Annotated in this window: 19 protein-coding genes and 4 tRNA genes; 22 read left to right on the top strand and 1 reads right to left on the bottom strand. The window is 68.6% G+C overall.

Annotated elements, in window-relative coordinates; genetic code table 11:
- The first annotated feature begins 23 nt into the window (after positions 1–23).
- The 4 genes from HNP44_RS14030 (at position 24) to HNP44_RS14015 (ending at position 3,741) form a co-directional block, all read left to right on the top strand.
- The gene (locus tag HNP44_RS14030; RefSeq protein ID WP_259141064.1) at positions 24–713 is read left to right on the top strand and encodes a demethylmenaquinone methyltransferase; all 690 of its coding nucleotides are present in this window, start codon (positions 24–26) and stop codon (positions 711–713) included.
- A gap of 4 nt (positions 714–717) precedes the next feature.
- Positions 718–1,710 (top strand): polyprenyl synthetase family protein, encoded by a 993-nt coding sequence (locus HNP44_RS14025; RefSeq protein ID WP_259141063.1) that lies wholly within the window; start codon positions 718–720, stop codon positions 1,708–1,710.
- 12 nt (positions 1,711–1,722) lie between these two features.
- Entirely contained in the window at positions 1,723–2,583 is an 861-nt protein-coding gene (locus HNP44_RS14020) for a M48 family metalloprotease (RefSeq protein ID WP_259141061.1), read from the top strand.
- 243 nt (positions 2,584–2,826) lie between these two features.
- Positions 2,827–3,741, top strand: coding sequence for a type IV toxin-antitoxin system AbiEi family antitoxin domain-containing protein (locus HNP44_RS14015; protein WP_259141060.1), 915 nt, complete (start codon positions 2,827–2,829; stop codon positions 3,739–3,741).
- Between the two features lie 342 nt (positions 3,742–4,083).
- On the opposite strand, the gene HNP44_RS14010 is transcribed toward HNP44_RS14015, so the two are convergent.
- Positions 4,084–4,575: a YajQ family cyclic di-GMP-binding protein gene (locus HNP44_RS14010; protein ID WP_259141059.1), complete on the bottom strand. Its 492-nt coding sequence runs from the start codon at positions 4,573–4,575 to the stop codon at positions 4,084–4,086.
- A 94-nt stretch (positions 4,576–4,669) separates the two neighbouring features.
- Between HNP44_RS14010 and HNP44_RS14005 the strand changes: the two genes are divergently transcribed.
- From HNP44_RS14005 to HNP44_RS13920, 18 genes are all read left to right on the top strand, one after another.
- A tRNA-Tyr gene (locus HNP44_RS14005) sits at positions 4,670–4,751 on the top strand.
- A gap of 137 nt (positions 4,752–4,888) precedes the next feature.
- Positions 4,889–4,961, top strand: a tRNA-Thr gene (locus HNP44_RS14000).
- A 32-nt stretch (positions 4,962–4,993) separates the two neighbouring features.
- Positions 4,994–5,067: transfer RNA gene (locus HNP44_RS13995), tRNA-Met, on the top strand.
- 34 nt (positions 5,068–5,101) lie between these two features.
- Complete coding sequence (gene rpmG, locus HNP44_RS13990; RefSeq protein ID WP_013125415.1) at positions 5,102–5,269, top strand: 50S ribosomal protein L33; 168 nt, start codon at positions 5,102–5,104, stop codon at positions 5,267–5,269.
- A 94-nt stretch (positions 5,270–5,363) separates the two neighbouring features.
- Positions 5,364–5,930: a (3R)-hydroxyacyl-ACP dehydratase subunit HadA gene (gene hadA / locus HNP44_RS13985; protein ID WP_259141058.1), complete on the top strand. Its 567-nt coding sequence runs from the start codon at positions 5,364–5,366 to the stop codon at positions 5,928–5,930.
- Positions 5,917–6,342 carry a (3R)-hydroxyacyl-ACP dehydratase subunit HadB gene (gene hadB / locus HNP44_RS13980; protein WP_259141057.1) on the top strand — a complete coding sequence of 142 codons (426 nt, stop codon included), beginning with the start codon at positions 5,917–5,919 and terminating at the stop codon, positions 6,340–6,342. The genes hadA and hadB overlap by 14 nt, the downstream gene beginning before the upstream one ends.
- Positions 6,343–6,488: 146 nt before the next feature.
- Positions 6,489–6,561, top strand: a tRNA-Trp gene (locus HNP44_RS13975).
- Between the two features lie 75 nt (positions 6,562–6,636).
- A complete protein-coding gene (secE, locus tag HNP44_RS13970; protein ID WP_259141056.1) occupies positions 6,637–7,026 on the top strand; it encodes a preprotein translocase subunit SecE in 390 nt (129 codons plus the stop codon).
- Positions 7,027–7,068: 42 nt separating this feature from the next.
- Positions 7,069–7,917, top strand: coding sequence for a transcription termination/antitermination protein NusG (gene nusG / locus HNP44_RS13965; protein ID WP_259141055.1), 849 nt, complete (start codon positions 7,069–7,071; stop codon positions 7,915–7,917).
- A 71-nt stretch (positions 7,918–7,988) separates the two neighbouring features.
- Positions 7,989–8,420 (top strand): 50S ribosomal protein L11, encoded by a 432-nt coding sequence (rplK, locus tag HNP44_RS13960; protein ID WP_068523954.1) that lies wholly within the window; start codon positions 7,989–7,991, stop codon positions 8,418–8,420.
- A gap of 95 nt (positions 8,421–8,515) precedes the next feature.
- Positions 8,516–9,229, top strand: coding sequence for a 50S ribosomal protein L1 (rplA, locus tag HNP44_RS13955; protein WP_224647609.1), 714 nt, complete (start codon positions 8,516–8,518; stop codon positions 9,227–9,229).
- 225 nt (positions 9,230–9,454) lie between these two features.
- Complete coding sequence (locus tag HNP44_RS13950; protein WP_259141054.1) at positions 9,455–10,273, top strand: DUF2786 domain-containing protein; 819 nt, start codon at positions 9,455–9,457, stop codon at positions 10,271–10,273.
- On the top strand, positions 10,270–11,001 hold the full coding sequence (locus HNP44_RS13945) for a hypothetical protein (RefSeq protein WP_259141053.1): 732 nt from the start codon (positions 10,270–10,272) through the stop codon (positions 10,999–11,001). The genes HNP44_RS13950 and HNP44_RS13945 overlap by 4 nt, the downstream gene beginning before the upstream one ends.
- Positions 10,998–11,921, top strand: coding sequence for a hypothetical protein (locus tag HNP44_RS13940; RefSeq protein WP_259141191.1), 924 nt, complete (start codon positions 10,998–11,000; stop codon positions 11,919–11,921). Before HNP44_RS13945 ends, HNP44_RS13940 begins: the two co-directional genes overlap by 4 nt.
- 5 nt (positions 11,922–11,926) lie before the next feature.
- Complete coding sequence (locus tag HNP44_RS13935) at positions 11,927–12,403, top strand: TIGR04338 family metallohydrolase (protein WP_259141187.1); 477 nt, start codon at positions 11,927–11,929, stop codon at positions 12,401–12,403.
- A 389-nt stretch (positions 12,404–12,792) separates the two neighbouring features.
- Positions 12,793–13,323 carry a 50S ribosomal protein L10 gene (gene rplJ / locus HNP44_RS13930; RefSeq protein ID WP_224651966.1) on the top strand — a complete coding sequence of 177 codons (531 nt, stop codon included), beginning with the start codon at positions 12,793–12,795 and terminating at the stop codon, positions 13,321–13,323.
- Between the two features lie 72 nt (positions 13,324–13,395).
- Entirely contained in the window at positions 13,396–13,788 is a 393-nt protein-coding gene (gene rplL, locus HNP44_RS13925) for a 50S ribosomal protein L7/L12 (protein WP_224651964.1), read from the top strand.
- A gap of 187 nt (positions 13,789–13,975) precedes the next feature.
- Positions 13,976–15,142 carry an ABC transporter ATP-binding protein gene (locus HNP44_RS13920; RefSeq protein ID WP_259141052.1) on the top strand — a complete coding sequence of 389 codons (1,167 nt, stop codon included), beginning with the start codon at positions 13,976–13,978 and terminating at the stop codon, positions 15,140–15,142.
- Positions 15,143–15,219 lie beyond the last annotated feature (77 nt).

The following is a 15,219-nucleotide window of genomic DNA, read 5'->3' as shown; positions in this document are numbered from 1 at the left end:
TCACTTCGTGTAGTTTTCGGGGCATGGCAAGGGCCTCTCTGGACAAGAAGCCGGGCGACGTCGCGTCGATGTTCGACGGTGTCGCGCGCCGGTACGACCGGACCAACACGCTCATGACGGGCGGGCTGGACCGGTACTGGCGCGCCCGCACCCGGCGCGCGCTCGCGCTCAAGCCGGGGGACCGCGTGCTCGACCTCGCTGCCGGCACCGGCGTCTCGACCGTCGACCTGGCCCGTTCCGGCGCGTGGGTCGCAGCCTGCGACTTCTCGACGGGGATGCTCCAGGCCGGCGCCTTCCGTCGGGTGCCGATGGTCGCGGGCGACGCGATGGCGCTGCCGCTCGCGGACGACTCCTTCGACGCCGCCACCATTTCCTTCGGCCTGCGCAACGTGCAGGACACCGTCGCGGGGCTGCGGGAGATGGCGCGCGTCGTGCGACCCGGCGGCCGCCTCGTGGTCTGCGAGTTCTCCACGCCGACCAACGGCGCCTTCCGCGCGCTGTACGAGAAGGTGGCGCTGGAGGCCATCCAGGTGGTGGCGAAGGGATCCTCGAACCCGGAGGCCTACACCTATCTCGCCGAGTCGATCCGGAACTGGCCGGCGCAGGCCGATCTCGCCGACCTCGTCCGCGAGGCGGGCTGGGGTGACGTGGCCTGGACGAACCTGACCGGCGGCATCGTCGCGCTGCACACCGCGACCCGCCCGCTAGGCTGAACGCGTGGAGAAGACGGTAGCCGGGGTCTCGCTGGGATCCGACGAGTTCGCGGCGGGGATCCGCGCGGACCTCGCCCGCGTGGAGCAGGTCATCGCCGACGGCATCGCCGAGGCCGACGGGTGCGTGATCGAGGAGGCCCTGCACCTGTTCCAGGCGGGCGGCAAGCGTTTCCGGCCCATGTTCACCGTTCTCTCCGGGCGGATCGGCGGCACGCCGTCCGACCAGGTCATCACCGCCGCCGCGGCGATGGAGCTGACCCACCTCGCGACGCTCTACCACGACGACGTGATGGACGAGGCGGACACGCGCCGCGGAGCACCGTCGGCCAACGCGCGGTGGGGGAACTCGATCGCGATCCTCGCCGGCGACTACCTCTTCGCCCGAGCCTCGTCGTACGGCGCCGACCTCGGGCCCCGCGCCGTCGGCGTGATCGCGAAGTGCTTCGGCGAGCTGGTCACGGGCCAGATGCTCGAGCTCAAGGGTGCCGGCGACGGCGACCCGGTACAGCACTACGTCGACACGATCTGGGGCAAGACCGGCAGCCTCATAGCCACCTGCGGCCTGCTGGGCGCGCTGCACGGCGGCGCCTCCGAGGAGACGGCACAGCGGATGTATCGCATCGGCGCCGCCATCGGCATGGCCTTCCAGATCAGCGACGACATCATCGATATCAGCTCGATCGCCCAGGACTCCGGCAAGACCCCCGGCACTGACCTGCGCGAGGGCGTCTTCACGCTGCCGGTGCTCTATGCCCTGCGTGACGAGGGCCCCGAGGCCGATCGACTGCGCGAGATCCTCGTGGGCCCGGTCACCGAGGATGCGCTGGTCGACGAGGCCATCGAGCTTCTCGGCCGCTCCGCGGGCATGAAGGAGGCGCAGGCCACGCTGGCCCGCTACGCCGACGAGGCTCGCGCCGAGCTGGCCGAGCTGCCCGAGTCCGAGCCCCGCTCCTCACTCGAGTCCCTGGTCACCTTCACGGTCGCGCGCCTGGGCTGAGGTTCCTTTCTCGTGCAGGGCCTGGGGAGTAGGACCGGCAATCAGATCCGCACCGCGCTGCTCCTGGCGCTGGTCGCAGGCTTCCTCATGGCCACCGGCGCCGTCTTCGGGCAGACGGCCTTCGTACTGTCGATCGTGCTCGCCGCCGGCGTATGTGCCTACCTGTACGTCAGCGGACCGTCGCTCCCGTTGCGCGCGATGCACGCACGCAGCGTCTCCGAACTGCAGCAACCCGCCCTGTTCCGGATGGTCCGGGAGCTATCGACCTCCGCCCGGCTGCCGATGCCCGCGATCTACGTCTCGCCGACAGGGGCGCCCACGGCCTTCGCCACCGGCCACGGCCCGGCGCACGCTGCGGTGTGCGTGACCATCGGGCTGCTGGAGCTGCTCGAGGAGGACGAGTTGCGGGCGGTGCTCGCGCATCAGCTCGCGCGGATCGGCTCCCGGGACACGCTGACCGCCTCTGTCGCTGGGGCGCTCGGTGCCGTGATCTGCGGTTTCGCCGGCTTCGGCTACCTCCTCGGCTTCGGCGACGGCGGCGCACGCCGCAGCCGGGTCGTCGACGCCATGCTGTCGGTGCTCGCGCCCATCGCCGGCGCGCTGATCCGCCTGGGCGTCTCGCGGACCGTCGACTACCGCGCCGACCACGCGGGCGCACTCGTGACCGGGGCCCCCTCCGCTCTGGTCAGTGCCCTGCAGAAGGTGTCCGACGGTGCCGCTCGCGCACCTCTGCCGCCCGAGCCCGAGATCGCCGTGCACGCCAACACCATGCTGGTCTGCCCCTTCCTCGACAGTGACCGCATGGGCCGGGTGTTCCGCACGCAGCCACCCGTCGACCGCCGCGTCGCGCGCCTGCAGGCCCTCACGTCGTAACCCCGACGACGCTGTTCGTGGTGGCGTTTCGTGGGGGAGGGCTGGCGATGCGTGGGGGACTCGGCGTCGCGTGGGGGACGGCCGAGCCCCCACCTCACGACCGGCGTCCGACGGGGGACCGAACGCGGGGGTTGGGAATCGGCGCGGCGACGGGGACGAAAAGTTGTGGATACCCGCTGGTAGCTGTGGATGGACGGCCTCGTGGAGCGGAGTCGCGCGAGGTTCGGCTGGTGGGATGTGCCCATGGGAGAGCTATTGACTCGCGACTATCTGTTGGCCACGGGATGGACGAGCGGGGCGATCAGCCGCGCTGTGGAATCGGGCGACCTGATCAGGCTCGCCACCGCGATGTACGCGCTCGCCGGCGAGTATCCGGCGCACGTCCTCTACCGGATGCGAGTGGTAGCGGCGGCGACGTCGTGTGGCGGGGTGCTCAGCCACGAGAGCGCCGCCGCCGTGCACGACATCCCGTTCCTCCGGCCGGCCCGGAAGGATGTGCACTTCACCGTTGACCGGGTCCACGGCGGCGGTCGTCGGCCGGGGATCCACGTCCACCCGCGGCCCCTCGACGGCGAAGAGATCGTCGAGGTCGCCGGCGTGCGGGTGACGTCACGGGCGCGCACGGCGATCGACGTCGCGATGACCGGCGACCTCATTCGCGGGGTCGCCGCGATCGACGCGGTGCGTCTTGTGCCGCGCTTCCCGAAGCCGTCCGACCCTGCGCCGGTGTCCCTGGCGGCCTTCGCCGCATGCCTGGATCGGCTGGGGAAGCGGCGCGGCTCGGCGATCGCGCGTCGCGCGCTGGGGATGTCGGTGGACTGCGCCGAGTCGGCGGGTGAGTCCTGGTCGCGGGTGCTGATCAAGACGTGGGGACTGCCGATGCCTCGATTGCAGACCGAGTTCGACCTCGGCGGGTGCCGGGTGTTCGCCGACTTCGAGTGGGGGTCGCTCATCGGCGAGTTCGACGGCAAGGGCAAGTACGGGATCAGCGACGCCGAGCGCGCGGTGGCGCTCGAGGCGGAGAAAGAGCGGCACGCGCTGTTCGTCGGCGCCGGCTTCGAGGTCGTGCGATGGGACTGGGACGACCTGCTGAGCGACGCCCGCCTCCGCAGCAAACTCACTCCGTCGCTGGCCCGCCACGGCCTCCTCTCCGCGTGAGCCCGTCGGCGTCCGGCGTGGGATTCGGCGTGGCGTGCACTGGGGGAATCAGCGCGCCGCGGGGGGCTCGGCGTCGCGTGGGGGACGGCCGAGCCCCCACCACAGGCGCGGCGTCTCACGGGGGACGAGACGAGGGAGCGGGGAATCGGCGCGGCGCGGGGGACGACGCCGCTGTGCCGGCGGCGTGGCGAAATCCGCCGCCGCTCTCTCGACGTGAGGAAATCCACAGCCGTGATCACGGATCCGACGGTCCGCCGACCACCAGCAGGGCCGCCCTTCGGCCCGAACATGAGCGCACCGTCGGACCACCCGGCCCGACGGTGCACCGTCGAACCAGGGGTCCTAGCGGTAGTTGACGAACTGGACCGCGATGTCGAGGTCGGCGTTCTTGAGCAGCGACTGGACGGACTGCAGGTCGTCGCGCGACTTGCTGGAGACCCGCAGTTCCTCACCCTGGATCTGGGCCTTGACGGACTTGGGGCCCTCGTCGCGGATGAGCTTGCTGATCTTCTTGGCGTTCTCGCTGGTGATGCCCTCGACGAGGGTGCCGGTGATCTTGTACGTCTTGCCGGAGGCGACGGGGTCGCCGGCGTCGAAGGCCTTGAGCGACAGTCCGCGCTTGATGAGCTTCTCCTGGAAGACTTCGAGGCCGGCCTTGACCCGCTCCTCGGCGTCGGAGGTGAGCACCACCTTGTCCTCGCCGGAGAACTCGACGGTGGTGTTCGTACCGCGGAAGTCGTACCGCTGGCTGAGCTCCTTCGAGGCCTGGTTGAGGGCGTTGGCGACCTCCTGGCGATCGATCTTGCTCACGACGTCGAATGACGAATCGGCCATCTCGGCTGGACTCCTAATCAGTTGACCTGCGGGTTTGCGTGCCCCCCACGGGGGCGTTGTAGTCTTCTCTCCGCTGCCTTCGCGGGCAGTGCACGGCACGTTGCCCGAGCGGCCAATGGGAGCGGACTGTAAATCCGTCGGCTTAGCCTACGTAGGTTCGAATCCTACACGTGCCACCCGCTGCGGCCTTCGGCGTCTCCGACGTCGGAGGCCGCAGTGATAACGAGTTGACCTGCGGATTTGGATGATCTCGGCCGCGGTGTGTAATCTCGTTGAGGCTCTTGGAGCACCGGAGACGGTGCCTCGGGAACTCGCCCCCTTAGCTCAGTCGGTAGAGCGTTTCCATGGTAAGGAAAAGGTCAACGGTTCGATTCCGTTAGGGGGCTCGCTAGACCAGTGCAATGTGCTGATAGCTCAGGGCGGTGTAGCTCAGCTGGTTAGAGCGCACGACTCATAATCGTGAGGTCGGGAGATCGAGCCTCCCCACCGCTACAACTGACAAGAGATTTGCGAAAGAGGGACCGTCGTGGCTTCATCGACAGATGTCCGCCCCAAGATCACCTTGGCGTGCGAGGTGTGCAAGCACCGCAACTACATCACCAAGAAGAACCGTCGCAACGATCCCGATCGCCTCGAGCTGAAGAAGTTCTGCCCGAACTGCGGATCGCACCAGGCGCATCGAGAGTCGCGCTGACGTAGACGTCGACAAGGGGGAGGGCATCCACAGCGGATGCCCTCCCTTTTGGCATACTGCCCTTCAGCCCATTCACGATAGGTAGGTTCGTCACGTGAGCAAGGACATCGATGTGCCGGGTGGACCGGTCACCGAGCAGCTCAGCCCAGAGGAAGTCGCGGAGCGCACACGCGCCGCGGTCGGTTACAACTACGAATACGACGAGAAGTACTACGTCAGCCGCGAGAAGGTCCGCGAGTTCGCGAACGCATCCCAGTTGACCGATCCCGTGCATCACGACGTGGAGGCCGCCCGCGCGGCCGGGTACGCCGATGTCGTGGCGCCCCCGATCATGTTCTCGCTGATCGGAATCATCGCCCACCGCCCGCTTTTCGAGAATGCGATCGTCGGTTACGGCCGTCGCCCCGTCGTGCAGTCCGAGCAGAAGGTGCAGTTCCACGCGCCGATCCTCGCCGGCATGACACTGACCACGCACGTCCACTTCGACGCCTTCAAGCAGGCCGCGGGTGTGGACCTGATCGTGACCCGCAACGAGATCTCCGACCAGGATGGCAATCACCTGGTCACTTCATGGACCACACTGGCCGGCCGGTCGGGCGAGGACGAGGACGCCGCGTTCGTCGGTGCAATGGAAAAGGTGATGATGTATGGCACTTCGTAACTTCGCGGACGTGACGGTGGGCGAGGAGCTCCCGGAGCGGATCTTCGAGCTGACCCGTGGCGATCTCGTCAACTACGCCGGCGTCACCGGCGACCCGAACCCCATCCACTGGTCCGATCACATCGTGAAGCTGGCCGGCATGGAGGACGTCGTCGCGCAGGGCATGCTCACCATGAGCCTGGGCTCGAACTACATCACCGAGTGGCTGGGCGACCCGGGCGCGCTCAAGGAGTACAGCGTCCGCTTCACCGCGCCGGTGTACGTCCCGGCCGACCAGAAGGCAGAGCTCCTGTATTCGGGCAAGATCAAGTCGCTCGACGAGGAGACCAAGACGGGTGTCGTCTTCCTGACGGTCAAGCAGGGCGAGCGCAAGATCTTCGGCAAGCCGGTCGCCACCGTCCAGTTCGCCTGACGGTCCGCGGCCCGCTCGGGTCGCGGACCGGTGCGTTTTGAGGTGCGGTACCGATGTGCCGTACACTGAACTGTCCGCACAAAACGGCGGGCGTGCGAAAGCGCGCCCTTCGAACGGTGCGGGTGCGGGGCCCAAAGGCTCCGCAAAGGGGTGTAGCTCAGTTGGTAGAGCAGCGGTCTCCAAAACCGCAGGTCGCAGGTTCGAGTCCTGTCGCCCCTGCATAGCGCGGGCCCCGGCCCGGCTGTCGACATCGGCGGGCCGACGCCCGCTGGAAGATCCAGCGGAGGGAAGTGCGTGAGCGACGAGAAGGACGACGCGACCACCGGCGAAACCGTCGGCGACAGCGCCGCCGAAGACGCCCAGCAGGTCCGCCCTTCCGGTAAGCGCTCGAGCGGCCGCGGTGGCCGCACGGCGCTGGCCGAGGCTCCGGAGCCCGGTTCGGCGGTCGAGTCCGGTGCCGCGAAGAAGTCCGTGACAGCGAAGAAGTCGCGCAATCCGTTCGCCGCCATCTGGTTGTTCATCCGCCAGGTCGTCGCGGAGCTGCGGAAGGTCATCTGGCCGACCCGGTCCCAGATGATCAATTACACGATCATCGTGCTGGTTTTCGTGGTGGTCCTCACCGCGATGATCAGCCTCCTCGACCTCGGCTTCGCGAAGCTGATGTTGTGGGCGTTCGGCAAGTAGCCGGACCACACGAGTAGACGAGACGGAAGGAACTTCGGCGCTGTGAGCACCCCGGAGCACAACGAGGCAGAGCTGGACGCCGTTGAGGACGTCCTGGTCGACGACGCTGCCGCGGCGACCGAGGTCGAGCAGGCCGAGGACGCCTCCCCGCAGGCCGACGACGACGCGCTGATCGAGGTCGAAGAGAGCGTCCTCGACGCGGACGAGTCCGGCGACGGTGCCGAGATCGTCGCGGAGGAGGAGCCTGAGGAGATCGACCCCGTCGAGGAGCTGAAGGCGCAGCTGCGCACCGCCCCCGGCGACTGGTACGTGATCCACACCTACGCGGGCTACGAGAACAAGGTCAAGGCCAACCTCGAGACCCGCGTCCAGAACCTTGACGTCGGCGACTACATCTTCCAGGTGGAGGTCCCTACCGAAGAGGTCACCGAGATCAAGAACGGCCAGCAGAAGCGGGTCAACCGCAAGGTGCTGCCGGGCTACATCCTGGTGCGCATGGACCTCAACGACGAGTCCTGGGGTGCGGTCCGCAACACCCCCGGCGTCACCGGCTTCGTCGGCCTGACCAGCAAGCCCTCGCCGCTCACGATGAACGAGGTCGTGAAGTTCCTGCTCCCCGAGAGCGCGCGCACCAAGCCCGCCAAGGACAAGGCCGGTGCCGCGTCCGACGGTGCCGCCGGTTCCGGTGGCGCCGCCTCGCAGGGCCCCGCGGTCGAGGTCGACTTCGAGGTCGGCGAGTCGGTCACCGTCATGGACGGCCCGTTCGCGACCCTTCCCGCGTCGATCAGCGAGATCAACGCCGAGCAGCGCAAGCTCAAGGTGCTCGTGTCGATCTTCGGGCGTGAGACGCCCGTCGAGCTCGCCTTCAACCAGGTCGAGAAGATCAGCTGACGCGGTTCGCCGCGCACAAGACTTCCCGCGCCCGCTGCAAGGGCGTGGGGTGAAGAAAAAGGAAACTGAGGATGCCCCCGAAGAAGAAGAAGGTCGCCGGGCTCATCAAGCTGCAGATCCAGGCCGGGCAGGCCAACCCTGCTCCGCCCGTGGGTCCCGCGCTTGGTCAGCACGGCGTCAACATCATGGAGTTCTGCAAGGCGTACAACGCCGCGACCGAATCGCAGCGTGGCAACGTCATCCCCGTCGAGATCACGGTCTACGAGGACCGTTCTTTCGACTTCAAGCTGAAGACTCCTCCGGCCGCCAAGCTGCTGCTCAAGGCAGCCGGCGTGCAGAAGGGCTCGGGCGAGCCGCACAAGACCAAGGTCGCCAAGGTGACCTGGGATCAGGTGCGTGAGATCGCCGAGACCAAGAAGGAAGATCTGAACGCGAACGACATCGATCAGGCCGCGAAGATCATCGCCGGTACTGCTCGCTCGATGGGCATCACCGTCGAGTAAGTCGCCGGGACGTCTCGTGCGTCCCGTGGGAGGGCCCGCTCGGCCCGCAGAACCACTCACTGCCCACTAGCCGGGCAAGAAACGAAAGAGTTTTCATGAGCAAGAACAGCAAGGCCTACAAGGCCGCTGCCGAGAAGGTCGATAAGGACAAGCTGTACAGCCCGCTCGAGGCTGTGTCGCTGGCCAAGGAGACCTCCTCCACCAAGCAGGACGCCACCGTCGAGGTCGCGATGCGCCTCGGTGTCGACCCCCGCAAGGCCGATCAGATGGTGCGCGGCACCGTCAACCTGCCGAACGGCACCGGTAAGACGGCCCGCGTGATCGTCTTCGCCGTCGGCGACAAGGCCGAGGAGGCCAAGGCCGCGGGTGCCGACGAGGTGGGCGCCGAGGACCTGATCGAGAAGATCCAGGGCGGCTGGCTCGAGTTCGACGCCGCGATCGCCACCCCGGACCAGATGGCCAAGGTCGGTCGCATTGCTCGCGTGCTCGGCCCCCGTGGCCTCATGCCGAACCCGAAGACCGGCACCGTCACTCCCGACGTGACCAAGGCCGTGGGCGACATCAAGGGCGGCAAGATCACGTTCCGCGTCGACAAGGCGTCGAACCTGCACTTCGTGATCGGCAAGGCGTCCTTCGACGCCAAGCAGCTGGTGGAGAACTACGGCGCCGCGCTGGACGAGATCCTGCGCGCGAAGCCGTCGGCGGCGAAGGGCCGGTACCTGAAGAAGGTCACCGTCTCGACGACCACCGGACCGGGCATCCAGGTGGATCCGAGTCGCGTGAGCAACCTCACCGAGGACGAGGCCTGAGCCTCGAGGCCTCATCGGGTCTGACGTAAGCCCCCGATCGCTCTTCGAGCGGTCGGGGGCTTCGTCGTACCCGCGTTAAATCAGCGCGGCCGCCGAGTTCGCGACCAGAAGGACGAGCAGGAGGATCGCGCCGTTCGCCGGCAGCGCGAAGAGCGGGTCAGCGCAGTGAAGGCGCCGCCGGTCGTGGCCGTGAACCTGTCGGTGTGCGCCGGTATCCTCGCGCCCATGGACGACGACAGACTGCTCGCCCGCATCGGGGCGCTGCTGCGGCAGGCGGAGGGCACCGATAACGAGCACGAGGCCGCCACGTTCACCGAGGCTGCGCAGCGGCTCGCGACGGCCGCGTCGATCGACCTCGCCGTGGCCCGCGCGCACCAGCGCGGCACCGAGCGGGCCCGCGCCGTCCCCGAGCAGCGCACGGTCCGGATCGGGGAGGCGGGCCGACGCGGCCTGCGCACCTTCGTCGAGCTCTTCGTCGCGATCGCCCAGTCGAACGACGTGCGGTGCGACGTGGCCTCCAACTCCACGTTCGTCTTCGCCTACGGCTTCGCGGAGGACGTCGACGCGTGCGAGGCGCTGTACGCGTCCCTGGTGATCCAGATGGTCCGCGCCTCGGACGCCTACCTCCGCTCGGGCGCACACAAGTCGGAGACGGTGCAGCAGCTGTACGAGGATCGGCGCACCCGCCGCCGCTGGGTGGAGACCAAGCCGGTCTCGGGGGTCACGGCGCGGATCAACTTCCAGTCGGCCTTCGCGGCCCGCATCGGGGCGCGGCTCGCGGACGCGCGCGCCGCCGCCACGGCGCAGGCTACCGAGCGGGACGAGTCGGGCACCGCACTCGCGCTGCGCGACAAGGAGGTCGAGCTCGCGTCCTTCTATCAGGGCGAGTCCACGGCGCGGGGACGCTGGCGCGGGTCCGCCGCCTCCGCCGGCTACTCCGACGGTGCCCGCCGTGCGGGTGACCGGGCCGGCCGGTCCGCGCGTCTCGGTACCCATTCCGAGCTGAGCGGCGGCCGCGGCGCCCTGGAGCAGCGCCGGCCGTGAACCCGTACCCGCCGCCCCCGCTGTCCCCGGCGCCACTACCGGCGCGCGGAAACGCGGGGCTGTGGTGGGCGGTCGGGGGAGCGGTCGTCGCCGTCGTGCTGGTCGCGATGCTCGCGACGCTGCTGATGAAGGGCGGTTCCGGCGGCTCTTCGACGGTCGCGGGCGCGAGGTCGGCGGCCTCAGGGAGTGCGAGTACCTGCGGGCTCCCCGGCGCCGGCTCGACCACGCCGATCGGCCAGCGCGTGGTCTCCGGTCCGGTGTCCTTCCCGGTTTCCGCGGCGCCGGGCTGGACGCCGCAGCGCTACCAGCTCTTCGCGCCCGGCGCGCAGGCGGCGGGCCTGCGCACCACGGTGCCTGGACATAAGTGGGACGCGCACGTCGAGGTGGGGCTCACCACCTTCGCGCCCAAGGTGCCGGTCGCGGAGGCCGCGCGCCGGATCATCCCGTGCATCGTCGCGAGCAGCCGGTACGACTCCTACCGGCCGCGGCTCGTGGGACTGACCGAGCCGGAGGCGATCGCCGTCGACGGGGTGCCCGCCGCGCGGGCCGTCGGCCGCATCCTCGTCAGCCGCGAGGGCCTCGCGATTCCGGGCGACGTGGTTACTGTTGTGGTCATCGGCTCGGCGCCCCAGGCATACTTCGAGTCGGACACCCCGATCGGGGACACCGCCCTCGCGGCGGTGGCCCAGCAGGTCTTCGAGCAGCTCAAGGTGGCGAGGGACGTATGAGCAACCCGCAGGATCCGAACGGACAGCAGCCTGATCCGTACGCGCAGCCTGATCCGTACGCGCAGGGCGGCTACCAGTACGGGTACGGGCAGCAGGCGAATCCGTACGGGCAGCAGCAGCCTTACCAGCAGCAGGGCTACCAGTACCCGGGGCAGCAGTACCCGGGGCAGCAGTACCCCGGTCAGCAGTACCCCGGCCAGCAGGGGCAGCCGCAGAAGCCGAACCGCACCGGTCTCTACGCCGCTATCGGCATCGCGGTGGTGCTGGTGATCGCGGTGGCGATCGCTGCGGTCCTGCTGGTCGTGAACTCGGGCTCCGACGAGAGCGACCGGAGCGCCGCGCCGAGCGCCGGCCCCACCTCGGTCACGCCCAGCACGGGCGGCGACTGCGGCGTGCCCGGCACCGGCCTGGCCTCACCGATCACCGACCGCGTCGCCTCGGGCCCGCTGTCCTTCCCCGTCGCGGCCGCGCCGGGCTGGGAGCAGGAGAGCTACACCGTGTACGCGCAGAGCATCGCCGCCGCCGGCCTGCAGAAATCGATGGGCGACGGCCAGCCCTGGCAGGCCGGCGCAGAGGTCGGCCAGACCAATTTCACGTCGAAGCTGGACCCGAAGGACGCCGCCTCGCGGATGATCCAGTGCATCGCGGACGGCGCCGGCTACCTCAACGTGACCTCCAAGCGGGTGGAGCAGTCCGCGGCCGAGATGATCACCGTCGACGGGGTGTCCGCCGCCAAGGTCACGGGCAAGATCCTGGTCACGGGCGACAAGCTCACCGTCGCGGGCGACGACGTCACGGTCATCGTGATCGCCTCCGCACCGCAGACCTACGCGATGCTCGTCATCCCGATCGGCCGCGACGACATGGCCGCGACGGGCAAGGCGATCATCGAGCAGCTCAAGGTCGCCAAGGATGTGTAGCCCCGCTGGTTAGGGACGCGCAGCGGGCCGCGGTCTATCGCGCGGAGGAGCTGGTCCGCGGCCTGTTCGAGCACGCGGGGGCGGGGCGCACCGTCGACGTGCTGGGGGTGCCGCTGACGCTGCCGCCCGAGGCCCGTTTCGCCTCCGTCGACTCGGTGCAGGCCTACGCCGATCGCGTGCTCGGCCCCGGTGTGGTGCGGGTGCGGGCCCGCGCGGGCGCCGCTGGCGCGCACTACGAGAGCGGTCCTGGCGGGCCGGTCGTCGCCGTCCCCGCCGGGCGCGACGGTGCCTGGGCGCTCCGCGAGCTGGTGATCCTGCACGAGCTCGCGCATCACGTCGTCGCTTCCACGGGAGCCGACGGTGCGGCCCACGGCCCGTCGTTCACGGCCGCCCTCGTCGAGCTCGCTGCCCGCGTCATGGGCCCGGAGGCCGGTCTCGCCCTGCGCATCGTCTACACCGAATCCGGCGTCGCCGTCGGTTGATCGGCGGATGAACAGGGTGCGGATGCTCTCCCGCACCCGGAATGCGCCAGCGCACCCGGCGTGCCGGGTGCGACCGGGCGGAACGGGTGCGGGAATGCATCCGCACCCGGAATGCCCGGCGGAGGGGCTGCAGCGCACCGTCGAACGACGATTTGGCGACGGACCAGCACTCGCGTACTCTGGTCCCTCGGAATCCGGTGACAACCGGACCGTTCCACCGAAGACCGTCGGTCATCAGGCGCAAGCCTGATCGAAGGTCCGGCCCCGAGCCGGCGACCCACGCAGGAGGACGAGGATTCTTCATGAACCCCGTGCGCCCTGCGCCGGGGTTCTCGTCGTTTCAGGGCAAGGCCTCCACAGACGGATGACACGTAGAGAGGAGGCGAAGTATGGCAAACGCCGAAAAGGTCGCAGCAGTCGCTGAGATCGCTGAGCAGTTCTCCAAGTCCACGGCCACCGTGGTGACCGAGTACCGCGGGCTGTCGGTCGGTTCCATCACCGAGCTGCGTCGTTCGCTCGGAGAGGGTGCTACCTACTCCGTCGCCAAGAACACCCTGGTCAAGCTCGCCGCCAAGGACGCCGGCGTCGAGGGACTGGACGAGCTGTTCGTGGGTCCGACCGCTATCGCCTTCATCGAGGGTGAGCCGGTCGAGGCCGCCAAGGCGATCAAGAAGTTCGCCAAGGACAACAAGGCCCTGGTCATCAAGGGCGGCTACATGGACGGCAAGGCGCTGTCCGTGGCCGAGGTCGAGCGCATCGCCGATCTCGAGTCGCGCGAGGTGCTCCTGGCCAAGCTCGCCGGTGCCATGAAGGGCAACTTGGCGAAGGCCGCTGGCCTGTTCAACGCTCCCGCTTCGCAGGTGGCCCGCCTGGCCGCCGCGCTGCAGGAGAAGAAGGCCGCCGAAGAGGCTGCCGCGTAATACCGCTGATCCCCAGCACACCACCCCTTGCCTCGCGGATCAGCGAGCAAGTTCTAACGGAAGGACGCCACCATGGCGAAGCTCACCACCGACGAGTTGCTTGACCAGTTCAAGGAGCTCACCCTGCTCGAGCTCAGCGAGTTCGTGAAGGCCTTCGAGGAGACCTTCGAGGTCACCGCTGCTGCTCCGGTCGCCGTCGCGGCTGCCGGTGCGGCCCCCGCCGCCGGCGGCGCCGACGCCGCTGCCGAGCAGGACGAGTTCGACGTCATCCTCGATGGCGCCGGCGACAAGAAGATCCAGGTCATCAAGGTCGTCCGCGAGCTGGTTTCGGGCCTCGGCCTGAAGGAGGCCAAGGACCTCGTCGAGGGCGCCCCCAAGGCGATCCTGGAGAAGGTCGACAAGGACGCCGCCGAGGCTGCCAAGGCCAAGCTCGAGGAGGCCGGCGCGTCGGTTTCGGTCAAGTAATAACCGAACCGCACGTCAGTGCTGTAACCGCCCCGTCGCCCAGTGCGACGGGGCGGTTCTCGTTTCCGACGGTGCCGCCCCGTCCGAAGCGAACAGGTCCGGTACCGCCACCAGCGGGTACTGGGGTACTGTGCTCCCAGCGGTCTGTGGCGCGAGCCACACCTGGAAGCGACGAAAGGTCTCGACAGTGGGTGTCGAAGTAACTACCAAGAACCTGACGAAGTCGTTCGGGTCCCAGAACATCTGGTCCGACGTTTCGTTGACCCTGCCCGCGGGCGAGGTCTCGGTTCTGCTCGGCCCGTCGGGTACCGGTAAGTCGGTGTTCTTGAAGTCCCTGATCGGTCTGCTGCGCCCGGAGGAGGGCGAGATCATCATCGACGGCACGGACATCCTCACGTGTACGTCCTCGGAGCTGTACGAGATCCGCAAGATGTTCGGTGTGCTGTTCCAGGACGGCGCGCTGTTCGGCTCGATGAACCTGTACGACAACACGGCCTTCCCCCTTCGTGAGCACACGAAGAAGAAGGAGAGCGAGATCCGTCAGATCACGATGGAGAAGCTCGAGATGGTCGGTCTGATCGGCGCTGAGGACAAGCTCCCGGGCGAGATCTCCGGCGGTATGCGTAAGCGCGCCGGCCTGGCCCGCGCGCTCGTGATGGACCCGAAGATCATGCTCGTCGACGAGCCGGACTCGGGCCTGGATCCCGTGCGTACCACCTACACCAGCCAGCTGCTGATGGACATCAACGCGCAGATCGACTGCACGACGCTGATCGTCTCGCACAACATCAACATCGCCCGCACGGTGCCGGACAACATGGGCATGCTCTTCCTCAAGCATCTGGTGATGTTCGGCCCCCGCGAGGTGCTGCTCACCTCGGAGGAGCCCGTGGTCAAGCAGTTCCTATCCGGTTCGATGATCGGCCCGATCGGCATGTCGGAGGAGAAGGACTCGGCGCAGATGGAGGCGGAGCTCGCCCGCGTCGCCGCCGGCCACTCCGACGGTGGCGTCGACGTCCCGGACGAGATCGCCCCGCAGATGCAGCCCACGCCGGGCATGCCGCCCCGCAAGGGCGAGCAGCGACGCAAGGCCCGTGTCCGCCAGATCCTGCCGACGCTGCCGGAGAAGGCGCAGATCGCCATCCGCCGCGACCTCGGCGACGATCCGGCCGACTACGCCACGACGGTCCCTGTCGCCGCGGTGGCGGAGCAGTACCAGCAGGTCCCCGAGACGGCTCCCGTCTCGATCCAGCAGGAGTACGCCGGTGACGAGTCGCCGACGTCGGCCTACCAGGTGACGCAGGTGGATGAGAATCCCACCGACCACTTGCCGAAGGTCGAGGACGGGCGCTGACCGCACCGTCGTAGTAACTGCCGACACCGGCCCGGAAGCGCTTCCCGGGCCGGTGTCGGCGTCTCCGGGGTGGGGTC

Source organism: Tsukamurella ocularis (genome assembly GCF_024807615.1).
Taxonomy (GTDB): Bacteria; Actinomycetota; Actinomycetes; order Mycobacteriales; family Mycobacteriaceae; genus Tsukamurella; species Tsukamurella ocularis.
This window is presented reverse-complemented; position numbering and strand designations above follow the sequence as displayed.

Excerpts from the sequence above, each read along its gene's own strand:
- HNP44_RS14030 (WP_259141064.1), top strand. The coding sequence starts at position 24 with ATGGCAAGGGCCTCTCTGGACAAGAAGCCGGGCGACGTCGCGTCGATG.
- HNP44_RS14015 (WP_259141060.1), top strand. The coding sequence starts at position 2,827 with ATGGGAGAGCTATTGACTCGCGACTATCTGTTGGCCACGGGATGGACG.
- HNP44_RS14010 (WP_259141059.1), bottom strand. The coding sequence starts at position 4,575 with ATGGCCGATTCGTCATTCGACGTCGTGAGCAAGATCGATCGCCAGGAG.
- hadB (WP_259141057.1), top strand. The coding sequence starts at position 5,917 with ATGGCACTTCGTAACTTCGCGGACGTGACGGTGGGCGAGGAGCTCCCG.
- rplK (WP_068523954.1), top strand. The coding sequence starts at position 7,989 with ATGCCCCCGAAGAAGAAGAAGGTCGCCGGGCTCATCAAGCTGCAGATC.
- rplA (WP_224647609.1), top strand. The coding sequence starts at position 8,516 with ATGAGCAAGAACAGCAAGGCCTACAAGGCCGCTGCCGAGAAGGTCGAT.
- HNP44_RS13950 (WP_259141054.1), top strand. The coding sequence starts at position 9,455 with ATGGACGACGACAGACTGCTCGCCCGCATCGGGGCGCTGCTGCGGCAG.
- HNP44_RS13940 (WP_259141191.1), top strand. The coding sequence starts at position 10,998 with ATGAGCAACCCGCAGGATCCGAACGGACAGCAGCCTGATCCGTACGCG.
- rplJ (WP_224651966.1), top strand. The coding sequence starts at position 12,793 with ATGGCAAACGCCGAAAAGGTCGCAGCAGTCGCTGAGATCGCTGAGCAG.
- rplL (WP_224651964.1), top strand. The coding sequence starts at position 13,396 with ATGGCGAAGCTCACCACCGACGAGTTGCTTGACCAGTTCAAGGAGCTC.